The sequence below is a fragment of the Sporosarcina sp. PTS2304 genome, assembly GCF_003351785.1.
Lineage (GTDB): Bacteria > Bacillota > Bacilli > Bacillales_A > Planococcaceae > Sporosarcina.
The window spans coordinates 1,695,477-1,716,928 of the sequence record NZ_CP031230.1 but is presented as its reverse complement, the minus strand read 5'-3'; the positions used below and the strand labels follow the sequence as shown (position 1 = coordinate 1,716,928).

The window sequence follows — 21,452 nt, the reverse complement described above, 5'->3', positions numbered from 1 at the left end:
TATAAATACTCCCCTTGTCACGCTCGTGTGGCGAGGGGATTTTTTTAGGAGGAAATGATGACAACCATTCTAGTGTTAGAATTAGAAAAGGAGCATGTAGATATTGGCTTAGTGAATGAAGAAATTGCCATGTTTACACTCTATGTAAGTGAATTTGAAGATGATTTAGAAGAAAATAAGGAGTATATCAAACAGTGGATTGGCATGAATTGTGACTTTCCATTGCAAGTTATTCTTACTTCGTATCAAAAAGGAACGCAGGATGACGTTTTACAGGAACATGGATTTTCATTCGAACATTGTGTGAAAGGGCTAGAGCCTACAAATATTTATCAAATTAAAGTAGAGACGCTTTCACAAGTGAATTTTTTACTGGATACGTATTATTGGTTAGCCGCACAAAATGAAACGTTTATTATTGCAGATCCAGCGACTAAAATTGAGATTGAAGAGCATGCGGTTCACCGATATATTACTATGGATGCTACGTTATCGAAACATCATGGAGTTTTGTTGAAAGTAGAACATGATGGTCAAGGCGTACAATTGATTACTACAAAAAAGGATTGGATGTACCGGGAAGGACTGCAACAGACGTTAGGATCTGTACATATTGAGCAGTGGGGCGAAGAGTATTATGGTTTAGCGGATAGTTAATTGAAAAAGAAACAATATAAAAAACAAGTATGTCCATTCAGACACCCTTGTTTTTTGTCGTTATGAAATTAGTGTTTCTGAATGAAGTTAGTTTCGATTCGGTTGATTTTCAAGTCGTTCATCGCGGTCTTTTTGTAGGTGAATTCTACATCGGATTAGAGGCGTTCAAGAAGGGAAAGGCTTTTGGATTGTGTTTCAGTTAAGGTTCCAGTATGTTTGTAGATAATTTCTTGCTTGCTTTCAATAGAAGTTAATCGTTCATTTGTTAGTTTCTGTTCATCTTTAATGCCAGTAACTTCATTCTTGATACCCGAAACTTCATTCTTCAGGTCAGAAATATCATTTTTAATATCGGAAATTTCGACTTTAATGTTGGAAACTTCAATTTTTATATCGGAAACTTCTGTTTTGATGCCTTTCATTTCGTTCAAAATTTGTTGTAATAATACTTCGCTCATTTTATCACATCCTTTCTAAATTATTTGTTCTTACTATATAATAGCATGGATCTACCGAAAGGCAACGTGTGAAATCAAGTGGTTGATTTTATACCTGCAGGGGTATATAGTTAAGGTATTAACTTATGAAAAGGAGTTTTACTTATGACTGCTAAAGCAACTGTTTATGTTTCATCCACATGTCCGTACTGCACAATGATGACGAATCATTTAGACGAGCTTCATATACCTTATGAAACAATTAATGTAACAACAGATCCAGCCGCAGGACAACGCCTAGTAGAAACGACGGGACAGATGGGTGTTCCGCAAACACAGCTAAACGGTAAATGGATTCTTGGCTTTGATCCTGCAGGCGTACAAGCCGCATTAGACGCATGAATCGTCTCAAACAACTATTTACAAGTAGAACGTGCACGATACAAACGCCTGAAGAACTAGAGAAAAAGCTCTTTCCACGCTTCTGTATTGGTCACGTAGCTTTTGTTGTGACGGGCGTGATTTTAGTCATCATAGAGTGGATAACTAAGTAGAGGGGGTAATAATAATGACTGGTTGGATTTTATTTGCGCTTGTCATTGTATTTTTTATTTGGCGAATGAAGCCAGCTAAAGGTGTACACACAATATCGACAGATGAATTGAAAGGCTTGTTGAAAGACAAGAAGATCCAATTTATTGATGTGCGAACGCCTGGAGAATACAAAGGACGCAAAATTAAAGACTTTCAAAATATTCCTTTAAACGTATTGAATAGCAAATTAGCTAGTTTGAAGAAAGATCAAGAAGTTGTGATCATTTGTCAAAGTGGGATGCGTAGCTCAAAGGCAGCCGGACAGTTGAAGAAGGCTGGTTTCACGAACGTAACAAATGTTCGTGGAGGTATGAGCGCGTGGCGAGATTGAAAAGCAAGCATTTCGGATGTAAGCTATCCGAGATGCTTTTTTGCGTGGTGGAACATGTGGCTCTATGAGCGTTGGAGCGTTTACTATGATCGCTTGCGTAGTTCTATGAGCGTTGGAGCGTTTACTATGATCGCTTGCGGAGTTCTATGAGCGTTGGAGCGTTTACTATGATCGCTTGCGTGGTTCTATGAGCGTTGGAGTGTTTACTATGATCGCTTGCGTGGTTCTATGAGCGTTGGAGCGTTTACTATGATCGCTTGCGTGGTTCTATGAGCGTTGGAGCGTTTACTATGATCGCTTGCGGAGTTCTATGAGCGTTGGAGCGTTTACTATGATCGCTTGCGTGGTTCTATGAGCGTTGGAGCGTTTACTATGATCGCTTGCGTAGTTCCATGAGCGGCAACCAAGTGTCTATGACCACCCACCTATTCATCAAACCAAATGCACCAACTTTTCCGAAAATAGCTAAGTTATGATACACTAGGCTAAAGGTAAAAGGAGGGGACTTTCCATGATTCATGTAGGTTTAACAGGCTGGGGAGATCACCCAAGCCTCTATAACGAACAAACAATAGCCAATAAAAAACTGGTAGACTATAGCAAACACTTTCCCATCGTCGAGCTAGATTCGACATTTTACGCCATACAATCAAAAAAAGTGATGGATAAGTGGGTGCAAGAAACTCCTGCTGCGTTTAAGTTTATTGTAAAAGCATATCAAGGAATCACGGGACATCAACGGGGAGAACTTCCATATGATTCGGAAGAAGAGATGTTTTCTTTGTTTAAATTGTCAATGACATCTTTTGTAGAGGCTGGTAAATTAGCGATGGTTCTCGTACAATTTCCTCCTTGGTTTGATTGTCAGAAAGAAAATGTCGATCGAATTCGTTATGTACATGAACAATTGCATCCGTTGCCTATTGCGGTCGAGTTTCGCCACCAGTCTTGGTACTCACCTGCATATCGTCAGAAGACATTGGATTTCTTGAAAAGCTTACAGATCATCCATGTCGTTTGTGATGAGCCACAAGTAGGGGATGGCAGTGTGCCGCTCGTTCCTGTGGCGACAGGTTCTGACGTTTTATTGCGTCTGCATGGCCGCAATGACAAAGGATGGGTGAATACGATGAAAGACAGTCAAGCATGGCGGAAAGTTCGTTATTTGTATGATTACAATGAAAAAGAACTAGAAGGCATGGCGCAGATTGTCAACAGTCTTGAGCAACAAACGTCACATGTATATGTCATTTTTAACAATAATTCGGGCCAGCATGCTGCTAAGAACGCCAAGCAATTTGCGAGTATACTCAACATAGAATATGGTCAGCCGCTAACGAAGCAGATGGATTTATTTGAGGAGGATCAGTAATGGTATTTGTAATACTTGCTCTTATCGGGTTAGTGTCAGGTGTCATCGGTTCGATTGCGGGTCTCGGTGGTGGAACTATTTTAGTCCCTGTCACATTGTTTGTAGGATTGAATCTTGGAATGATTCCTGATATTACCCCGCAAAGTGTGGTAGGCTTATCGGTTATTATGATGATTGCTAATGGACTCGGTTCCACCGTTTCTTATATGAAAGTAAAAACAATTGACTATCGAAGTGCCTTTCTATTTTTTGTTGCTAGTATACCAGGAATTATTTTCGGTGCATGGATTAATAAAAGTGTGAGTTTGCAATCATTTAATCTATACTTTGGTATTTTATTAATCGTTTTGTCTACACTATTACTAACAAGAAAATATTTGAAACCTATTAAATGGTTTGTGAATAATGGAAAGAAAATTGAATTTATCGATCCACAAGGACAGAAGCATGTATATGGCTATCCTATTTGGTTCGCTATTGTTTTGTCTTTGTTTATCGGCTTTACTTCAGGGTTATTCGGAATTGGCGGAGGGACGATGGTAGTGCCGGCAATGATTTTATTATTCTTATTCCCGCCGCATGTAGCAGTCGCGACATCCATGTTAATGGTATTTCTGTCTGCTGTAGTAAACTCTATATCGCATATTTCACTTGGTCATGTACCGTGGCTATATACAATCGCAGTCGTACCTGGCGCATATATTGGTGGAATGTTAGGAGCTTATTTAAACGGCAAAATGAAATCAGATACACTAGTTTTAGTCATACGCATCATTTTACTCGTCTTTGGACTACGTTCCATTTATGAGGGGATTTGGGGTTGACGTATATGAAAGAAACGGTAACAACCATTCATATTTACCATACAAATGACGTCCATAGTCATTTTGAAAACTGGCCTCAAATCAAGCGCTTTCTTCAGCAACAAAAAAGAATTGCCAAGGAAGCAGGAGAGGCTGTATTTTTGTTGGACATTGGGGATCATATCGATCGTTCCCATCCGTTTACAGAAGGGACTCAAGGAAAAGGCAATATCGATTTACTAAATGATGCTGGATATGATGCGGCGACTATCGGTAATAATGAAGGAATTACGATGTCAAAACGAGAATTGGAGTCACTGTATGAAGATGCAACGTTTGATGTCATTGTATGCAATATTAAAGAATTGAATGGAGAGCAACCATATTGGGCTCAACCTTACCGTATTAGGGAAACGGCAGAGGGGGTAAGAGTCGGGTTGATAGGTGCGACTGCTCCGTATTATGAATTTTATCGTAAACTTGGGTGGGAAGTATTAGAACCACGCGGGCAAATTATGGAGATTGCTCGCGCTATACGGCCGGAAGTAGACGTGCTCGTATGCCTGTCTCATTTAGGGATTAATGAAGATCGTTTGTTAGCTGCCGCCTGTCCTGAATTGGATATTATTTTGGGTGGGCATACCCATCACTTATTGCCGACGGGTGAATGGTCAGCTGATACACTGATAGCCGCTTCAGGAAAATTCGGTCAGCATATTGGCCATATTCAAGTAGATATCGATCGTTTGACAAATCAAGTGGTTCATATGGAAGCGGAAGTATTTTCTACGCAGACGATGGAGAGGACGGATACAGATGTAAAAGAAATTAATTCCTATTTCACGGCAGGAGAAAAAGCACTCCATGTACCCGTTTTTTATAATCCATCTCCACTGACTCAGCGATTAACGGATGATAGCCCATTATCCTCGTTATTCGGGCGTGCGTTACTTGCATATACTCATGCTGACTGCGCGCTTTTCAATGCTGGGATTTTCCTCGGAAGTTTAGAGGAAGGGTGGGTGACAAAAGGGAATTTACATTCTTTATTGCCTCATCCTATCAATCCGTGCATTGTACAATTAGACGGAGCAGAATTAGTAGAGGTTTATGAGCAATCACTTGATCCGAAATGGACAGAACTTGAAATTAGAGGCCTTGGTTTTCGTGGAACTTTCATGGGGAGCATGATTCATGAACATTTATTCCGTAATCAAGCAGGACAATTATTTGCGGGAAATCGCTTAGTGATACCCGGGGAAACCTACGCGCTAGCTACGTTAGACATGTTTACATTCGGTTATTTTTTCCCTTTGCTTAAAGACGCTCCAAAAGACTATATTATGCCGGAACTGATCCGTGATGTGCTTGGCTGGTATGGCAAGAAATATTTCAATGAATAATAGAATGTACGCCTTCTGTTTCGCATAAAGTGAAGCAGGAGGCGTCTTTATGCGGTTTTATACAAATCAGCAACGACCAAGAAAAAATCGTCAGGCGAAAAGCATCCTGCGTATTCTTGTCCCGACTATTGTTGTGGCAGTGGCCTTTTTCTTTTATTCAGTTAATAAACAACTAACCCCTATATATACTCAATATGCAGAAGTACAAACGCAAAAAATAGCGAGTCACGTTATTAGTCAGGCTATTCAATCGCGCTCATCGAGTGTCTATGACGTCAACGATATTATCATCAATGTACCGGATGATTCGAAAGATATTGTGACGACGAAATTCAATGCCGATATTATTGGTCAAGTGATGGCAGAGATTCATCAGTTGGTAGAAGATCACCTCGAACGTGCAGAGGGTGGGGAACTCGATATGCTGCCTCCACTCGGAGATTTAGAATACAATCCTGATATGACTGCAAAAGGACAAGGAATTGTCTTCTTCGTACCACTCGGGCAAGCGACGAATATTCCGTTGATTGGTAACTTGGGACCGAAAATACCTATTCGCTTTCACGTTGTCGGTGATGTCCATGCGACGGTAGATACGAAAATAACTGAATTTGGTATTAACAATGCACATGTAGAAATCAATGTAATTGTCCAAGTGAATGTACAGATTATCGTGCCTCTCGCGACAAGTAAAAGTGTAGTGGAACAAAAAATTCCTGTTGCGATTGGTTTAATCAGAGGGAAAGTACCACAAATTTATTCGAAAGGAGAGCAGTTGCCGGCACAGATAGAAGTACCTCTGCAAGATCTAGAATAAATGTTGTGAACGTTGTCGATTATTGCTACACTTGTAACTAGAAGAATATCGAGACTACCGTAGAGGCTGCATCGTTTATAAGTAACTTGTGAGAGAGTGACGTCCAAGACCGCAAGCAAAAGGAAACAATGCCGAAGTTTGAGAAAGGTCTACTTCTCAAGTTGGGGTCATTTCGAAGAGGAATGGCACTGTCATACAGCGACAATGTATGGAGGACTACAACAGCCAGATGATCCGCACTTATGGATGATATACAGATGGTACTGTACCGCCGACTCCTACTCGTTAGTTATAACTTGTTGGAGCCGGTTTTTTAGTAGAATGAACACTCCGCTTTTCGTTTGGCCTTTTTTACATGTTCGATAGAATCTGCAACTAGAAAGAGGAGGAATTGTAATGATTGGAACGTGGGTATCCATCTTGCCTCCTGTGATCGCCATTGTGATGGTATTGGTGACGAGGAGAGTTTTATTGTCTTTGGGTGCAGGAATTTTAACAGCGGCTTTACTGATTGCTGAATTTGCCCCTATAGAAACACTGAAAGGCGTTTTTACAGCGTTAACGATTTCATTTTGGGATGATGGTTTGAATACGTATAATATTTTCATCATGTTATTTTTATTGCTTTTAGGAGTCATTACCGCTTTTGTTAGTTTGTCTGGTGGAAGTGCCGCTTTCGCTCGTTGGGCCGTTACGCGGATCCGGACGAAACGAGGGGCAAAGTTACTGACGATGATTCTCGGGATTGCAATTTTTGTGGATGACTATTTTAACGCGCTCGCTGTCGGACAAATTGCACGACCGATTACTGATCAGCATAAAATTTCACGTGCAAAATTAGCATATTTTATCGATTCCACTTCTGCACCGATTTGTGTAGTTTCACCTATCTCCAGTTGGGGAGCATTCCTGATTGGTCAACTAGCTTTAATTCTTGGAACAACTGCAGCAGTTTCTTATTCACCATTAACTGCATTTATTATGATGGCACCGATGAACTTCTATGTGATTGCTACATTATCGATGGTTTTCTTCTTCGCATGGACGAATCATGACTTTTTTGAAATGAAGAAGCATGAAGATCGAGCGAACCAGCAGGGGCATTTATATGATCCTCAAAAAGAAATTCCTGGTGAGTTAAAGGAAGAATTTCCAGAGCACACGTATGGAAAAGTACGTGATTTAGTGTTGCCGATCGTGACACTAATTTTCGTAACACTCGGAATGATGATTTACACAGGATATGTAGAAGCGGGCATTTTTGATATTTGGGCTATTTTTGAGAATACAGATGTTCCAAAATCATTAGTGATCGGTGGAATAACAGCTACTTTATTGGCAATGTTCTTATATGTGCTTCAAATGAAGGAAAACGAAACAGCAAATGCTTCGTGGATGGCACGTGCATTCGTTAGCGGACTGAAAGCTATGATGCCTGCTATCTTAATTTTAATATTTGCTTGGGGATTAACAGAATTAATTGCAACACTAGATACAGGATTATTCCTTTCTACAATGGTCGAGCAATTGAATATTCCAGTAGCGTTTTTACCGGTACTTATTTTTATACTTGCTGGTTTGATGGCATTCTCTACAGGAACATCTTGGGGATCTTTCGGTATATTAATGCCGATTGCAGGTACAATTATGGTGAATGCAGCACCCGAACTTTTATTGCCAGCATTAGCTGCGGTATTAGCAGGAGCAGTATTCGGTGATCATTGTTCTCCGATTTCCGATACGACGATACTTTCTTCAACGGGAGCAGGCTGTAACCATATGGATCACGTAGCGACACAGTTGCCTTACGCGCTAGTGGCGGCTAGTGTAGCGGCTATCGGTTACTTCGTGTTAGGGTTAACTGGATCTGTATGGATTGGCTTAGTGGCAGTTGTTATTATTTTAATAGTATTGTTTACGTATTGGAGTGCTAAAGGGAAAAGACAGCAAAGCCAAACTGTATAAGACTACAACGTTAGACTGAGAGTGATGAATACATCATTCTTAGTCTAAATTTGTTTTGACATCTCTGAATCTCCTGTTTATACTAAATATACAGAACTAGAGTTGTCAGAAAAATCGAATGGTAATAAGTTTTGTAAGATAACAAAAAGAGAGGAGAGAGTTGCATGGAAAATCGTTCACAATGGGGAACGAGAGCCGGTTTTATTTTAGCGGCGGTTGGTTCAGCGATTGGACTAGGTAACATTTGGCGCTTCCCGTATGTTGCATACGAGAACGGCGGTGGCGCATTCTTTATCCCGTATTTATTTGCACTTTTAACAGCTGGTATTCCAATTCTTATTATGGAATTCACAATCGGTCACAAATACCGTGGCTCGGCACCCTTGTCTTTCTTCCGATTAAACGGAAAGAAGACTGAATTTTTAGGCTGGTGGGGGATTTTCGTTTCCTTCGTCATTTCAACGTACTATGCAGTAATTATTGCATGGGCGATGAAGTACACAATTTACTCGTTCAATTTATCTTGGGGGAGCAAGCCACAAGACTTTTTCTTTGGCGATGTACTGAATTTAGCGGATAACCCAGGTGAAGTTGGAGGATTAGTTGGAGGCGTAGCCATTCCGCTATTACTCGTATGGATTATTTGTTATATCATTTTACTAGGTGGGGTAAAGAAAGGAATTGAACTTGCAAACCGTATTTTCATTCCTATTTTATTCATCCTGTTTTTATTCGTTGTCATTCGTGCAATTACACTTGATGGAGCGATGGTAGGTTTAGATGCATTCTTCAAACCTGATGTCGATAAGTTATTGAATCCTCGTGTGTGGGTAGCCGCATATGGACATATTTTCTTCAGTTTATCCATTGCATTTGCGATTATGATTACGTATTCTAGTTATTTGCCGAAGAAGTCGGATATTACAAATAACGCATTCATTACAGGCTTTGCGAACTCGTCCGTTGAGTTACTGGCAGGGATTGGAGTATTTGCGGTATTAGGATTCATGGCAACAACACAAGGAGTAGACGTGGCAGATGTAGCGACTGCCGGAGTAGGTCTCGCTTTCGTAGTGTTCCCAGAAATTATCAATCAAATGCCGGGATTGAATGGCTTGTTCGGAGCATTCTTCTTCTTATCACTCGTATTGGCGGGAATTACGTCACTTATTTCGATTTGTGAAACGTATATTGCGGGTATGTCAGACAAGTTTAATATGTCTAGACGTCGTTCGGTGACAATCGGTGTCGGGCTTTCTGCTATTATTTCCCTACTATATGCAACAAAAGGTGGACTATACTTCCTAGACGTTGCAGATTACTTTATTAACCAATTCGGTATCGCGGTCATTGGTCTAGTAGAAGTTATTTTACTGGCTTGGGTTTTCAGAAAACTTGGCATTTTCGAACAACATGCGAATGCTGTATCGGATATACGATTAGGCTGGTGGTGGAAAGTGTCATTGACATTGATTACACCACTATTATTAGGAACTATGTTATTTTTCTTAATCAAAGACAATATTGCCGAAAATTACGAAGGATATCCGACATCATTCTTATGGACGATCGGATGGCCGGTCGCTATTGGGGCATTTGTAATGTCTATCGTCTTCACATCGCTGAAGTGGAAAAATAATACACGTATTGCTTCGGACTATGAAGATGACAAAGGAGGGCATTAAATGGATACAGGAATGAGCGGTTCTGCGATACTCATGATGATCGTTGGTATAATCATTATCTGGGGCGGTCTATTTTTGAGTATCTTCTATGCCACGATATTGACGAAGTTCAGAAAGAAATTTAAAGTATAATCAATCTAAAAAAGAGCTATCCGGAAAATCGGTGAGACTGATGGAACTGACCTAAAAAAATGAGACAAATAAAAACACCTTTCGTTGAAAATAGGGTATAGAACCTTATGAAATCAATGTGGAGGTGTTTTTTCTATGGCGACGAGAGTAAGTTATCCAGCAGAAGTGAAAATGAAAGCTATTGAAATGAGATTGGCCGGTGTTCCTGTGAAGCAAGTAATGGAGGAACTATGCATCCGAAATGTAACGCAACTCAAAACATGGATGAAATGGTATCGTAATGGCGAACTTCATCGCTTACAACAGCCTGTTGGAAAGCAATATACGTATGGGAAAGGACCAGAATATGAAAGTGAAACAGCTGAACTTCAAGCAGAAAATCGGTATTTGCGACAACAGATAGATATTTTAAAAAAGTACAGAGACTTGGAGAGGAAGTGGTACCAAAAGTAGTCGTTCAGCTAGTAGAAGAATTAAAGGAAGTAATGACGGTAAGTGAAGTTTGCCTGCACTTAGGAGTAGCCCGATCTACGTACTATCGTTGGCGTAAAACAGCTGATCAGAACACACAAAAAGAAGAACGAGACCAACAGATTGGAAACTTGTGTAAAAAGAATAAATTTCGTTATGGATATCGAATGATTGCCAGTCTATACCCTGGTGTAAGTGAGAAAACGGTACAACGTGTCATGCAGAAAAACGGTTGGCAGTGCCGTGTGAAAATGAAAAAACGCAAGCGAACAGGACAACCTGCGTATGTAGCACCCAATATCGTATCACGTGATTTCACGGCTACACAGCCTCTCGAAAGGTTAGTGACTGATATTACGTACTTGCCTTTTGGTCAATCTATGATGTATCTTTCGAGTATAAAGGATCTGTACAATGGTGAAATCGTGGCCTACACTATTGGATCTACACAAGATACAGCCTTCGTGTTGGATACCCTAAATCAACTAGCAGAGCTACCAGAGGGCTGTATTCTTCATAGTGATCAAGGTTCTGTTTATACGTCTTATGCTTATCAAGAAGCAGTCAAAAAGAAAGGAATTACCATGAGCATGTCCCGTAAAGGCACGCCCGCTGATAATTCCCCCATCGAAACGTTTCACTCCTCGCTAAAGTCTGAAACGTTCTACCTCGACGAGATCTATCGCACAACAAATGCTTGTGTAATACAAATTGTCGAAGAGTATATTCACTATTATAACCATATCCGTATTCAAACGAAACTAAACAGCCAGTCGCCGGTACAATACCGACAAAAGGCTGTTTAGAGGGTGTTTTATTATTGTCTCAAAAACGACAGGCAGTGCCGATTTTTTGTGACAGCTCTTTTTCTCATTCTTTTATGTTCAAGCCTGTTTAGTGACTATATTATGTATAATTCACTTGTTGATTTATTAATAAGCTAGTATAACTATGATGAGTAGATGAAATAAGCCTAACTTGAAGAGTCGTGCGGCTTACGCTTCCAGACGATACGCTTTCCGGAGGGGACGCGGCGAACCGTCAAGCGCTGCGGGTTACGCCTGTCAAATGCAAAGATGTGCTCCTTCTCGCTACGCTTCACTCGCAAAAGCCGTCCTTCGCTACGGCTTTTCCTGATCCTCCCGGAGTCGATCATCTGCAAGCTCCAGCCGAAACTTAGCGTGTGCAAGACAGTTTGATCACTCTTTGTATGTGGTGAAAGACTACGTGGGCTTGTCTGCTACTTCATGTTCGTTTATTAGATGGAGTGAAGCTGACTTGAAGAGTCTTGCGGCTTGCGCTTCCAGACGATACGCTTTCCGGAGGGGGCGCGGTGGACCTCGCAAAAGTGCGTTGCGAGTTACACCTGTCACCCTTGATCCTCCCGGAGTCGATCGTCTTCCAGCTTCAGCCGTACTTTGTGTGTGCAAGACAGTTTGATCACTCTTTGTATGTGGTGAAAGACCAACATCAGCTACTATGACTATTTCGATGGACTGAGTGGAACAAGCAATGACTCTATATGTATTCAATCTGGCAATCCAAAGCTTCACCCACACTGTTCAGGAAGTAGAGCTTACCATACTCTATTTCTGGACGAACACAAACTGACTTCCCGACACAAACTCAAGGATTCTCCCGGAAGAACCGGCGACTCCTGGAGGATCAGTGCGACAGGCGTAATCGCCAACGCACTTCTGGCGAGTCCGCCGCGCACCCTCAGGAAAGCGTCCGGTTCTGCAGGGAGAATCCTAGCACGTACACTACTTTTCAGCACTGCAAAGGAGAAGTCACTTACCTCACTCCAACTTCTGGACGAACACAAACTGACTTCCCGACACAAACTCAAGGATTCTCCCGGAAGAACCGGCGACTCCTGGAGGATCAGTGCGACAGGCGTAATCGCCAACGCACTTCTGGCGAGTCCGCCGCGCACCCTCAGGAAAGCGTCCGGTTCTGCAGGGAGAATCCTAGCACGTACACTACTTTTCAGCACTGCAAAGGAGAAGTCACTTACCTCACTCCAACTTCTGGACGAACACAAACTGACTTCCCGACACAAACTCAAGGATTCTCCCGGAAGAACCGGCGACTCTTGGAGGATCAGGACGACAGGCGTAATCGCCAAAGCACTTCTGGCGAGTCCGCCGCGTCCCCTCAGGAAAGCGTCCGGTTCTGTAGGGAGAATCCTAGCACGTACACTCATTTTCTGCAGTACAAAAGAGGGGTCACTTATCCCACTCCAACTTCTAGACGAACACCAACTGACTTCCTGACACAAATTCAAGAATTCTCCCAACAGCAAATTATCATTCAACATGGTCAGACCATCTATAATTGAAGGTTATCTGAATTTATGTTACATTGACATGAGTAGAAACTAAGAACAGAATGGAGTCGGTAGCGTTGTCATGTAGACCTGAAACCGGAAGAAAGTCAGAGCATGTAAAGAAGCCGGATTGGCTGAAAATCAAGCTAAACACCAATGAGAATTATACAGGTTTAAAGAAATTAATGCGTGAGAAAAACTTACATACCGTTTGCGAAGAAGCACGTTGTCCGAACATACACGAATGTTGGGGAGAGCGCCGTACTGCAACGTTCATGATATTAGGAGCTGTATGTACGAGAGCCTGCCGCTTCTGTGCGGTGAAAACGGGTCTGCCAAATGAACTTGACACGGCCGAACCAGAACGCGTTGCTGAATCAGTTGAATTAATGAATCTGAAACACGTAGTTGTGACTGCTGTAGCACGTGATGATCTGAAAGATGGCGGATCTGCAATTTTTGCTGAAACGATTCGTGCGATTCGACGTAGTAATCCATTCACAACGATTGAAGTATTACCTTCAGATATGGGCGGTGATCGTGATAATCTTCAACGTCTAATGGATGCGAAACCTGATATTTTAAATCATAATATTGAAACCGTACGTCGCTTGACACCAAGAGTTCGGGCACGTGCAACGTATGATCGTTCATTAGAATTATTGGCTCGTTCTAAAGAAATGTATCCAGAAATCCCTACGAAATCATCTTTGATGGTAGGGCTTGGAGAAACGGTAGAGGAAATCATTGAAACAATGGATGATCTTCGCGCACACAACGTAGATATTATGACAATCGGACAATATTTACAGCCGACTAAGAAACACGCTAAAGTTGTTAAATATTATTCTCCTGATGAGTTTGGGGAACTACGTAAAATTGCGATGGCTAAAGGATTCTCACATTGTGAGGCAGGGCCGCTTGTACGCTCTAGTTACCATGCAGATGAGCAAGTGAATGCTGCGGCAAAAGAGAAGCAGCGTCTAGGTGATGAACAATTGGAACTAGAACAACAAGCGAGCAGGTAAATGGAAGTGAAACAGATGGTTATTCTAGAGAACACCCAATACGAAATTGCGACAGAGTTTCGCGACGGCTTTGATGAGGAAGCGTTAAATGAACGGTTTAGTGAAGTACTGTTAAAGTATGATTATATTTTAGGGGACTGGGGATACGGTCAGTTGCGATTAAAGGGATTTTTTGAGGACCGCAATTCCAAATCCACGTATGAAACTAAAATAAGTACCGTTCAAGATTATATTTATGAGTATTGTAACTTTGGTTGTGCCTATTTTATTTTGAAGAAAATCGGAAAAGTAAAACCAGAACCAGACTCCGTTGCTGAACAACAAGCCAATGAGACACAAGATCAATAATAGAATAAAAAGCTTCGGGCAATCGCTCGGAGCTTTTATTCGTTTCGCTGAAAATATGGTAAGATAGAGTGAGTAAAACTTGAGGAGGAAGAGTGATTATGTATTTTGTCGATCAAAAACAAATTAGTAAAACACTTTCTTATATGGAAGAGTTAATTAGAACATTTGAGAGCGAAAGTAACTGGCATGAAAGTGAAGTGAAAAGGCTTGCGGTCGAACGTATTGCCCATGGTTTAATCGAAGGTGTTATCGATGTAGGAAACTCTATGATTGATGGATTTATTATGCGTGATCCTGGCAGCTATGATGATATTATTGACATTTTAGAAGATGAAAAAGTCATTCGTCCTGAGCAGGCGACACCTCTAAAATCATTTATTTCGATTCGTCCGATGATTGTCCGTCAATTTACAGAAGTGGAAACTGCAGAAGTAGAAAACTCTATCCGCCGAACTGCGAACGAACTTAAATTGTTCCCACAACAGGTCCGGGATTATTTAACTAATGAATTAGGGCCGGTTTCTGCATTCTTACCGACGGAATAATGACGATGAAACAGTATAAAGTGTATTGCTTAGATTTAGATGGCACAATGTATCGCGGAAAAGAACCGATTCAGGAAGCTGTAGATTTTGTTGCGCGTTGCCAGATGCAAGGGGCAGAAACGTACTTTATTACAAATAATGCAGCCTATACACGGGCAGAACAGCAACAAAAACTAGCGAATTTCGGCGTCCAAACCGATGTAGAGCACATTATGAATTCACCGATGGCGCTAGCGAAATTTTGTAAACAACATTATCCAGATGCTCGTGTATTAATGATTGGGGAAGAAGGACTGGAAGAAGCGTTAGTAGCGGAAGGGATTTCTATGACGACGTCGAACCCAGACGTAGTGATGATGGGGCTAGACCGTCAGATTACGTATAGTAAACTATCGGAAGCTTGTTTAGCCATTCGCAACGGAGCGCATTTTTTAGGAACGAACGTAGATCAGCGATTTCCGACAGAAAGAGGGCTTGTTCCGGGTAATGGTTCATTTCTAAAGTTAATGGAAGCGGCCACTGGAGTTGAGCCATTTGTCGTCGGCAAGCCTGAGCCTCATATGCTGCAATTCATTCAACAGCAAGGTTCGTATGAAAAGAATCAGATGGTGTTGATTGGAGATAATTATGATACCGACATTTTGGCAGGAATTCGCTATGGCATAGACACCGCTTACGTCGCAACAGGCGTGACACCCGTTCAGGAGCTCTTGAAAAAAGAAGTTCAGCCAACCTACATCTTGTCTACATTAGCAAATTGGAACTACTGATAACAATTTTATCAAAGCGCGAAAAATAAAAGACTGTAAACAAACTCCTTGTGGAAAAAGTTTGCCTACAGTCTTTTTACTATACATTTTATAATTAAAAAAGAGGATTGTCTTCAATGAATTGATAAATACGCGCAGTCAATTCATCAGGCGTATCCGCTTCGACCAGTTCGCCGTTGACAAGCGCATATAATGTATCTGCGCATTTCGTGCAATAACTTAAACAACCGTATTCAAGCACATCGATATTCGGATCTCTCTCTAATGTCTCAAATACTGGATAGGCTCCATTCGCCAAATTACTAATACAAAACTCCACGATGGGATTCATCTTTCTCACCTCGCCTATTAGAAATGGTACTCTTTTTTAAGTTGTCCGTCAATGAGTAGACATATTGTGAAAGTAATCACAAACTGATATACTAACAAATGAGGTTCAATCGGAACATAGATATCACACATAAAAGGAGAACTTTATGAGGAAATTACTATTATTAGGTGCCGGTTATGGCAACATGCGGATGTTACTACGTCTACTGAACAAGGAATTGCCAAGTGATATTGAAATTACGCTTGTCGACAGAACACCGTTCCATAGTTTGAAGACAGAATTCTATGCATTGGCAGCAGGAACCGTTCCAGACTCTGACATACGAGTAGCGATTCCAAATCATGAACAATTAAAAGTAGTAGAAGGCGAGATTCAAGAGATCAAACCTGAAGAAAAAGCAGTACTACTAACAAATGGCCAAACGCTTACGTATGATGAACTAGTCATTGGTTTAGGCTCTGAAGACAACTTCCATGGGGTACCGGGTGCCGCAGAACATACATTAAGCATTCAGACTATCGGAAAATCTAGAACTACATATCAAACGCTGTTAGGACTAAGCGGAGGAGCCACTGTCGGTATTGTGGGTGCCGGATTGAGCGGTATCGAGCTAGCGAGTGAACTACGCGAAAGTCGCCCAGATTTAAACATCAAACTATTTGACCGCAGCCCGCGTATTTTACGTGACTTCCCAGAACGCTTGAGTAATTTCGTTAAAGGTTGGTTCGATCAGAATGAAGTTGAGGTGGTCGCTAACTCGAATATTACGAAAGTGGGAGAATCTGTTCTATATAATCATGAGGAAACAATTGCAGTAGACGCAGTAGTTTGGACAGCGGGTATTAAGCCAGGCAAAGTAATTGACGATATGGCCGTGCAAAAAGACCGTTCTGGACGCGTCGTACTAAATCAATACCATCAAGTACCTTCTTATCCAAATGTCTATGTAGTCGGAGATATTGCAGCACTTCCACACGCGCCTAGTGCCCAGTTGGCTGAGGTGCAGGCAGAACAAATTGTCCAAGTACTGCGATTAGTGTGGAAAGATGAGCCGCTTATGGCAGAAATGCCTGAGTTGAAGTTAAAAGGCTTCATGGGTTCACTAGGAAAGAAACAAGGATTTGCTTACTTAGCCGATCGTACTGTAACTGGTCGCATCGCACGTTTGATGAAATCAGGTTTACTGTGGATGTATAAATGGCATAATGGTTGATTACTAGCTTAACATTAAAAAAGAACTGCTCATCACTTCATGTTTCCCTTCAAACGGGTAAGTGACAGACAGTTCTTTTTCTTATGGTATAAATCATTCACTCGCTTTTTTCGAAAACTTTTCGAATGAAGTGTTTTCAAATTCTTCTCTCGTATAGCGAATGCTTGGCAACTCTTTCATTTTTGACTCTTTTCCATCTTTTATTATCATCACTTGAATGACAATATTCACTTCTGACACGTCAGGAAATTCAAAAGCAGCTTGCATTGTTTTAAACGCCCAATTAATAGAAGTAGGCGCTATCGAAACGTCTTCTGTATTGGAATTAATAATAGAGATAATTGTCAATAATCCATCGTCAGTCATACTCGCTTCATCGATAAACTTTACTTTCTTCATGATTTGCTCTTCTATGGGAAGTTCTTCTTCACTCGCTCGTTTATTTTTGGAATCCCACACGCCTAATGTAAAACTAAACGCAGAAATTACGATCAACATGATAAACCACCATCTCTTCATGAGTGGTTTTTTTGTCTCATTCACTCTCATTCCCCCTATGACTATCGTCTTCTTTGATTATATCCTAGATTAGCAAAAGATGACGAAAAATTTTTCAGATTTGAAAATAATCAAAAGAGAAGAATGATGAGTAAACTAAATTGAGTTATGAAAGTCCATCAAGAAGCAAAAAGGCGGACATCCTTTTTAAATGACCGCACACATTTCGAAAACATAAGAGTCATTTTCAGTTCTCAATTAATCCACCAAATTATCACTTTATACTGCGTGATAACCAAGTGCTTCCATTGCCCGGTAGACAGGTTTCAACTGGATATATCCTTCGCCTACCATTTCATTGTTTACCATAACCAACGGATAAAAGTACTCATCTTCACGGATCTTTTCAACGATTTCCAGTTGATATGGTTCCGTCAACTCCTTATCAATATCAATATACATAATGGTGAAAGGCTGATTAGGGTACTTTCTTGAAAGAGCAGCATCAAGCCACTCGTACGTATCTTTAGATGAAGGGGCATTTACACAACTAGCGCACTGAATATCCGCTCCATACACTTCAATAATTACAGGTGATAGTGACATGAAAATCATTCCTCCGATTCATTATTGGATTTTTTCTGCTAAGCAGTTTATAATAAGTATAAGGAAAGGAGAGATTGATTACAATGACAACAGATACGAAATTATACGAGCCGGTAAAAGAAGTGCTAGATAAATTACGCCCATTCCTATTGCGCGATGGAGGGGACTGCGAACTTGTGGACATTGACGAAGGAATTGTCAAGTTACGTTTATTAGGTGCATGTGGAACGTGCCCAAGCTCGACGATTACATTAAAAGCAGGTATTGAACGCGCATTACTTGAAGAAGTTCCTGGCGTTGTAGAGGTAGAACAGGTCTTTTAATTTCCTGCCATTTATATTGAAGCCGTGCGATGAAGTGCAAACTTCTTGCACGGCTTTCGCTGTTATCCAATTTTATTCGTAGCTTCTTCATCCCGTATTTCTTGCCAGCGATCTTTCGCTAATTGAATAATCGTCGGTTCAGTAGACCGTTTTTGCGCTTCGATTACGCGTGAGAAATTCATAATTGCTTGCGCACGATCATGAATGCGCCAAGAAAGCTCAGCGATGATATACTGTACACGCGTTTCAGACATTTGGGTACCTACGTAGTCACCGTTTGAAAAAGCTTGTAAATAAAGGTCGCGTGCAATCCGTAAATAGCGTATTTCCTGTTCGTTTTGCTCGGTTTCTCGATAAATCCATGCGATCCGCAACATCATACCAGCCATAGTTAAGTGCTTTTCTTTTTTGAAATTCGCACTTAAGTAAGCCAGTTTGTAAGCTTCTACAGCTTCTTCGTTCGTACGGATCCCACCAAATGACCGGCTGCGCCATTTCGCTGTAATGTTTTTGGCGATCATTTCTTTTGTGCCTGGGCCAAAATAGGGTGAAAAATCATCTGTATATGCGAAGCCACAATGCGGACAAACAGCAACATTATAGAAAAGAGGATTAATTTCCTTATTCATATATATAGGCCTAAAATCACTATCATGATCAGAGACTCTTACTTGACGTGAACGAATACGGGTAGTTGGAAAATGCTCTTTGCATAGTAAACATTGCATTTTCTTCTCATAAAATGGGCTGATTTCCATTATACTCATTCCTTTCATACCTAAGCCTTATTATACAGCAAAATAGTCCTAGTGGGGGGAGTATTTGTTTGCAATTTAGTGAAAAAGATTGATATGATAGAACAAATCGTGGAAAGTGAGTGAAGTTAATGAACAATCCAGTAGAAATTACAGAGGCAGCAGCATTTCACGTGAAAAAAATGATGACACATAACGAAGAAGAAGGCTCTTATTTACGCGTATCAGTCAATGGTGGCGGGTGCAGCGGACTGACATATGGACTAGGGTTTGCGACTGAACAAGAAAAGGATGACGTGTTCTATACACAACATGATATTCCAGTTCTCGTGAAAGAAGAAGACGCAGCGATTTTAGCAGGAACGAAAGTTGATTATAAGGAGTCATTAATGGGTGGCGGCTTCACAATCGACAACCCGAATGCGATTGCGAATTGTGGCTGTGGAACGAGTTTCCGTACAGCTCAAAAAGCGGGCGCGCCTGCAGATTGTGAATAAGTAAATATTCGCAAAATAGTAGCTGTAATTGATTATTTGCACTATTAGAATGCTATTGAAAATCATGTGCAAAAGGTCTACTATTAAGTAGGGAAAGTTATTTCATATTAAAACTAAATGCCGACACTGCGTAAAACCAATGATTGTTCGATTTTACACGTCCTCGGCATTTAATAAACTTAAAGGTGGTTTCGATTTACGTGAAAAGACCGACAATCTTAGTATTGGGTGCAGGGTACGGTGGTTTGATGACCGTCGTAAATTTACAAAAGTCATTAGGAACAGATGAAGCAGATATCGTCCTAATCAATAAAAATGACTATCACTATGAATCTACATGGTTGCATGAAGCAGCTGCTGGGACTTTGACGCCGGAGCAAGTTCGTTATGACATTGCTAGTGTCATCAACAGCAACAAAGTGAAGTTCATTGAAGCAGAAGTTACAGGTATTGATGTAGAATCAAAAAATGTTAAGACAAACCTTGGTTCACATACATACGACTACCTGGTAATTGCTCTTGGCTTTGAAGGTGAGACTTTCGGTATTAAAGGTCTTGATCAGTATGCATTATCTATCGCGAACGTAAAAGCTGCGCGCCAGATTCGTGACCATATGGAATATCAATTCGCTACTTGGTCTACAGAGGAAGTTAAAGATGATAGCCGTTTAACTATCATTGTAGGTGGAGCAGGCTTTACTGGAATTGAATATCTTGGTGAATTAGGTAACCGTGTGCCTGAGTTATGTAAAGAATATGATGTGCCGGCTAAAAAGGTGCGCATTCTTTGTGTAGAAGCAGCGCCAATGGTCTTGCCTGGTTTTGATCCAGAACTAGTAGAATATGCGGTACGTCAATTAGGTTCAAAAGGTGTAGAATTCTCCATCGGTACACCAGTCGTTGAAGCGACTCCTGAAGGCGTTATGATTAAAACTGGAGAAGGCGAAGATGATGTAGAATTCATCAAAGCTGGAACGGTTGTATGGGCAGCCGGAGTACGCGGTAACCGTTTAATTGAAGAGTCAGGCATTGAAAATATGCGCGCTAGAGTTAAAGTGGAGAAAGATTTACGCGCACCTGGTTTTGACAATGTATTCGTCATCGGTGACTGTTCACTTATGATTAATGAAGCAATTAACCGACCGTATCCTCCAACAGCACAAATCGCGATGCAACAAGGTGAAATTTGCGCTAATAACCTTATCGCTTTGATGAAAGGGAAGCCGACTATGGAGTTCGTACCGGATTTAAAAGGTAGCGTATGTTCATTAGGTGACTCTGATGCAATTGGTGTAGTATTTGATAAGAAATTAACAGGTGCGAAAGCGTCATTTATGAAGAAAATGATCGATAACCGTGCACTCTTCATGGTAGGCGGCGTTGGATTAACTATTAAAAAAGGTAAATTTAATTTCCTATAAAACTATGTGTTTTCACATAAAGTTAGACTGCAGACAGGTTCTTTACATAGAGCATGTATGCAGTCTTTTTTGCGGTCGGATAATGAAATCAACGACAAGTCAACTGGGAAGTTCACTTCTA

At 41.0% G+C, this 21,452-nt stretch carries 24 protein-coding genes and 1 riboswitch; of the genes, 19 read left to right on the top strand and 5 right to left on the bottom strand.

Annotated elements, in window-relative coordinates:
• Window positions 1-54: 54 nt before the first annotated feature.
• Window positions 55-657: a hypothetical protein gene (locus DV702_RS08200; protein WP_162805751.1), complete on the top strand. Its 603-nt coding sequence runs from the start codon at window positions 55-57 to the stop codon at window positions 655-657.
• Between the two features lie 155 nt (window positions 658-812).
• On the opposite strand, the gene DV702_RS08195 is transcribed toward DV702_RS08200, so the two are convergent.
• Entirely contained in the window at window positions 813-1,115 is a 303-nt protein-coding gene (locus DV702_RS08195; RefSeq protein WP_114924318.1) for a hypothetical protein, read from the bottom strand.
• A 144-nt stretch (window positions 1,116-1,259) separates the two neighbouring features.
• Here DV702_RS08195 and DV702_RS08190 point away from each other — a divergent pair, with 144 nt between their 5' ends.
• The 14 genes from DV702_RS08190 to DV702_RS08120 all read left to right on the top strand — a co-directional run bounded on the left by DV702_RS08190 (window position 1,260) and on the right by DV702_RS08120 (window position 15,687).
• On the top strand, window positions 1,260-1,496 hold the full coding sequence (locus DV702_RS08190) for a glutaredoxin family protein (RefSeq protein ID WP_114924317.1): 237 nt from the start codon (window positions 1,260-1,262) through the stop codon (window positions 1,494-1,496).
• A gap of 166 nt (window positions 1,497-1,662) precedes the next feature.
• Window positions 1,663-2,019 carry a rhodanese-like domain-containing protein gene (locus tag DV702_RS08185; protein WP_114924316.1) on the top strand — a complete coding sequence of 119 codons (357 nt, stop codon included), beginning with the start codon at window positions 1,663-1,665 and terminating at the stop codon, window positions 2,017-2,019.
• Window positions 2,020-2,530: 511 nt separating this feature from the next.
• Window positions 2,531-3,391 carry a DUF72 domain-containing protein gene (locus tag DV702_RS08180; RefSeq protein WP_114924315.1) on the top strand — a complete coding sequence of 287 codons (861 nt, stop codon included), beginning with the start codon at window positions 2,531-2,533 and terminating at the stop codon, window positions 3,389-3,391.
• Window positions 3,391-4,215: a sulfite exporter TauE/SafE family protein gene (locus tag DV702_RS08175; protein ID WP_114924314.1), complete on the top strand. Its 825-nt coding sequence runs from the start codon at window positions 3,391-3,393 to the stop codon at window positions 4,213-4,215. The genes DV702_RS08180 and DV702_RS08175 overlap by 1 nt, the downstream gene beginning before the upstream one ends.
• Before the next feature lie 5 nt (window positions 4,216-4,220).
• Complete coding sequence (locus DV702_RS08170) at window positions 4,221-5,597, top strand: bifunctional metallophosphatase/5'-nucleotidase (protein ID WP_205407233.1); 1,377 nt, start codon at window positions 4,221-4,223, stop codon at window positions 5,595-5,597.
• A gap of 49 nt (window positions 5,598-5,646) precedes the next feature.
• A complete protein-coding gene (gene yunB, locus DV702_RS08165) occupies window positions 5,647-6,414 on the top strand; it encodes a sporulation protein YunB (protein ID WP_114924312.1) in 768 nt (255 codons plus the stop codon).
• 52 nt (window positions 6,415-6,466) lie between these two features.
• Window positions 6,467-6,641: riboswitch (Lysine riboswitch) on the top strand.
• A gap of 169 nt (window positions 6,642-6,810) precedes the next feature.
• Window positions 6,811-8,379, top strand: a complete 1,569-nt coding sequence (locus DV702_RS08160; RefSeq protein WP_114924311.1) for a Na+/H+ antiporter NhaC family protein — start codon at window positions 6,811-6,813, stop codon at window positions 8,377-8,379.
• Between the two features lie 164 nt (window positions 8,380-8,543).
• The gene (locus tag DV702_RS08155; protein ID WP_114924310.1) at window positions 8,544-10,064 is read left to right on the top strand and encodes a sodium-dependent transporter; all 1,521 of its coding nucleotides are present in this window, start codon (window positions 8,544-8,546) and stop codon (window positions 10,062-10,064) included.
• Window positions 10,065-10,196, top strand: coding sequence for a methionine/alanine import family NSS transporter small subunit (locus DV702_RS08150; protein WP_240315702.1), 132 nt, complete (start codon window positions 10,065-10,067; stop codon window positions 10,194-10,196).
• Between the two features lie 135 nt (window positions 10,197-10,331).
• A protein-coding gene (locus DV702_RS08145; RefSeq protein ID WP_114924309.1) for an IS3 family transposase occupies window positions 10,332-11,473 on the top strand; the annotation gives its coding sequence in 2 pieces (ribosomal slippage) (window positions 10,332-10,605 and window positions 10,605-11,473; 1,143 coding nt in all).
• Between the two features lie 1,585 nt (window positions 11,474-13,058).
• Window positions 13,059-14,024: a lipoyl synthase gene (lipA, locus tag DV702_RS08135; RefSeq protein ID WP_114924307.1), complete on the top strand. Its 966-nt coding sequence runs from the start codon at window positions 13,059-13,061 to the stop codon at window positions 14,022-14,024.
• A gap of 15 nt (window positions 14,025-14,039) precedes the next feature.
• A complete protein-coding gene (locus tag DV702_RS08130) occupies window positions 14,040-14,372 on the top strand; it encodes a YutD family protein (RefSeq protein WP_114925880.1) in 333 nt (110 codons plus the stop codon).
• Window positions 14,373-14,470: 98 nt separating this feature from the next.
• Window positions 14,471-14,917, top strand: coding sequence for a DUF86 domain-containing protein (locus tag DV702_RS08125; protein WP_114924306.1), 447 nt, complete (start codon window positions 14,471-14,473; stop codon window positions 14,915-14,917).
• A 5-nt stretch (window positions 14,918-14,922) separates the two neighbouring features.
• Window positions 14,923-15,687: a TIGR01457 family HAD-type hydrolase gene (locus DV702_RS08120; RefSeq protein ID WP_371682739.1), complete on the top strand. Its 765-nt coding sequence runs from the start codon at window positions 14,923-14,925 to the stop codon at window positions 15,685-15,687.
• A 94-nt stretch (window positions 15,688-15,781) separates the two neighbouring features.
• On the opposite strand, the gene DV702_RS08115 is transcribed toward DV702_RS08120, so the two are convergent.
• On the bottom strand, window positions 15,782-16,018 hold the full coding sequence (locus DV702_RS08115) for a YuzB family protein (protein WP_114924304.1): 237 nt from the start codon (window positions 16,016-16,018) through the stop codon (window positions 15,782-15,784).
• 145 nt (window positions 16,019-16,163) lie between these two features.
• Here DV702_RS08115 and DV702_RS08110 point away from each other — a divergent pair, with 145 nt between their 5' ends.
• Complete coding sequence (locus DV702_RS08110) at window positions 16,164-17,231, top strand: NAD(P)/FAD-dependent oxidoreductase (RefSeq protein WP_114924303.1); 1,068 nt, start codon at window positions 16,164-16,166, stop codon at window positions 17,229-17,231.
• A gap of 93 nt (window positions 17,232-17,324) precedes the next feature.
• Here the strand turns inward: DV702_RS08110 and DV702_RS08105 are convergent, their stop codons facing one another.
• Window positions 17,325-17,774 (bottom strand): hypothetical protein, encoded by a 450-nt coding sequence (locus DV702_RS08105; protein WP_114924302.1) that lies wholly within the window; start codon window positions 17,772-17,774, stop codon window positions 17,325-17,327.
• Window positions 17,775-18,008: 234 nt separating this feature from the next.
• A complete protein-coding gene (locus DV702_RS08100; RefSeq protein WP_114924301.1) occupies window positions 18,009-18,335 on the bottom strand; it encodes a YuzD family protein in 327 nt (108 codons plus the stop codon).
• An 83-nt stretch (window positions 18,336-18,418) separates the two neighbouring features.
• Here DV702_RS08100 and DV702_RS08095 point away from each other — a divergent pair, with 83 nt between their 5' ends.
• Window positions 18,419-18,658 carry a NifU family protein gene (locus DV702_RS08095; protein WP_029054424.1) on the top strand — a complete coding sequence of 80 codons (240 nt, stop codon included), beginning with the start codon at window positions 18,419-18,421 and terminating at the stop codon, window positions 18,656-18,658.
• A 62-nt stretch (window positions 18,659-18,720) separates the two neighbouring features.
• Here DV702_RS08095 and DV702_RS08090 read toward each other — a convergent pair whose 3' ends face one another.
• Entirely contained in the window at window positions 18,721-19,425 is a 705-nt protein-coding gene (locus tag DV702_RS08090) for a DUF2225 domain-containing protein (protein WP_371682738.1), read from the bottom strand.
• Window positions 19,426-19,544: 119 nt separating this feature from the next.
• Here DV702_RS08090 and DV702_RS08085 point away from each other — a divergent pair, with 119 nt between their 5' ends.
• Both DV702_RS08085 and DV702_RS08080 read left to right on the top strand, forming a co-directional pair.
• Window positions 19,545-19,910, top strand: a complete 366-nt coding sequence (locus tag DV702_RS08085; protein WP_114924299.1) for a HesB/IscA family protein — start codon at window positions 19,545-19,547, stop codon at window positions 19,908-19,910.
• A gap of 200 nt (window positions 19,911-20,110) precedes the next feature.
• Entirely contained in the window at window positions 20,111-21,331 is a 1,221-nt protein-coding gene (locus DV702_RS08080) for an NAD(P)/FAD-dependent oxidoreductase (protein WP_114924298.1), read from the top strand.
• Window positions 21,332-21,452: the final 121 nt, after the last annotated feature.

Bases quoted from the DNA above. Each gene is read 5' to 3' on its own strand.
- DV702_RS08200 (WP_162805751.1), top strand. From the start codon at position 55: ATGATGACAACCATTCTAGTGTTAGAATTAGAAAAGGAGCATGTAGAT.
- DV702_RS08195 (WP_114924318.1), bottom strand. From the start codon at position 1,115: ATGAGCGAAGTATTATTACAACAAATTTTGAACGAAATGAAAGGCATC.
- DV702_RS08190 (WP_114924317.1), top strand. From the start codon at position 1,260: ATGACTGCTAAAGCAACTGTTTATGTTTCATCCACATGTCCGTACTGC.
- DV702_RS08185 (WP_114924316.1), top strand. From the start codon at position 1,663: ATGACTGGTTGGATTTTATTTGCGCTTGTCATTGTATTTTTTATTTGG.
- DV702_RS08180 (WP_114924315.1), top strand. From the start codon at position 2,531: ATGATTCATGTAGGTTTAACAGGCTGGGGAGATCACCCAAGCCTCTAT.
- DV702_RS08175 (WP_114924314.1), top strand. From the start codon at position 3,391: ATGGTATTTGTAATACTTGCTCTTATCGGGTTAGTGTCAGGTGTCATC.
- DV702_RS08170 (WP_205407233.1), top strand. From the start codon at position 4,221: ATGAAAGAAACGGTAACAACCATTCATATTTACCATACAAATGACGTC.
- yunB (WP_114924312.1), top strand. From the start codon at position 5,647: ATGCGGTTTTATACAAATCAGCAACGACCAAGAAAAAATCGTCAGGCG.
- DV702_RS08160 (WP_114924311.1), top strand. From the start codon at position 6,811: ATGATTGGAACGTGGGTATCCATCTTGCCTCCTGTGATCGCCATTGTG.
- DV702_RS08155 (WP_114924310.1), top strand. From the start codon at position 8,544: ATGGAAAATCGTTCACAATGGGGAACGAGAGCCGGTTTTATTTTAGCG.
- DV702_RS08150 (WP_240315702.1), top strand. From the start codon at position 10,065: ATGGATACAGGAATGAGCGGTTCTGCGATACTCATGATGATCGTTGGT.
- lipA (WP_114924307.1), top strand. From the start codon at position 13,059: ATGGAGTCGGTAGCGTTGTCATGTAGACCTGAAACCGGAAGAAAGTCA.
- DV702_RS08130 (WP_114925880.1), top strand. From the start codon at position 14,040: ATGGTTATTCTAGAGAACACCCAATACGAAATTGCGACAGAGTTTCGC.
- DV702_RS08125 (WP_114924306.1), top strand. From the start codon at position 14,471: ATGTATTTTGTCGATCAAAAACAAATTAGTAAAACACTTTCTTATATG.
- DV702_RS08120 (WP_371682739.1), top strand. From the start codon at position 14,923: ATGAAACAGTATAAAGTGTATTGCTTAGATTTAGATGGCACAATGTAT.
- DV702_RS08115 (WP_114924304.1), bottom strand. From the start codon at position 16,018: ATGAATCCCATCGTGGAGTTTTGTATTAGTAATTTGGCGAATGGAGCC.
- DV702_RS08110 (WP_114924303.1), top strand. From the start codon at position 16,164: ATGAGGAAATTACTATTATTAGGTGCCGGTTATGGCAACATGCGGATG.
- DV702_RS08100 (WP_114924301.1), bottom strand. From the start codon at position 18,335: ATGTCACTATCACCTGTAATTATTGAAGTGTATGGAGCGGATATTCAG.
- DV702_RS08095 (WP_029054424.1), top strand. From the start codon at position 18,419: ATGACAACAGATACGAAATTATACGAGCCGGTAAAAGAAGTGCTAGAT.
- DV702_RS08090 (WP_371682738.1), bottom strand. From the start codon at position 19,425: ATGAGTATAATGGAAATCAGCCCATTTTATGAGAAGAAAATGCAATGT.
- DV702_RS08085 (WP_114924299.1), top strand. From the start codon at position 19,545: ATGAACAATCCAGTAGAAATTACAGAGGCAGCAGCATTTCACGTGAAA.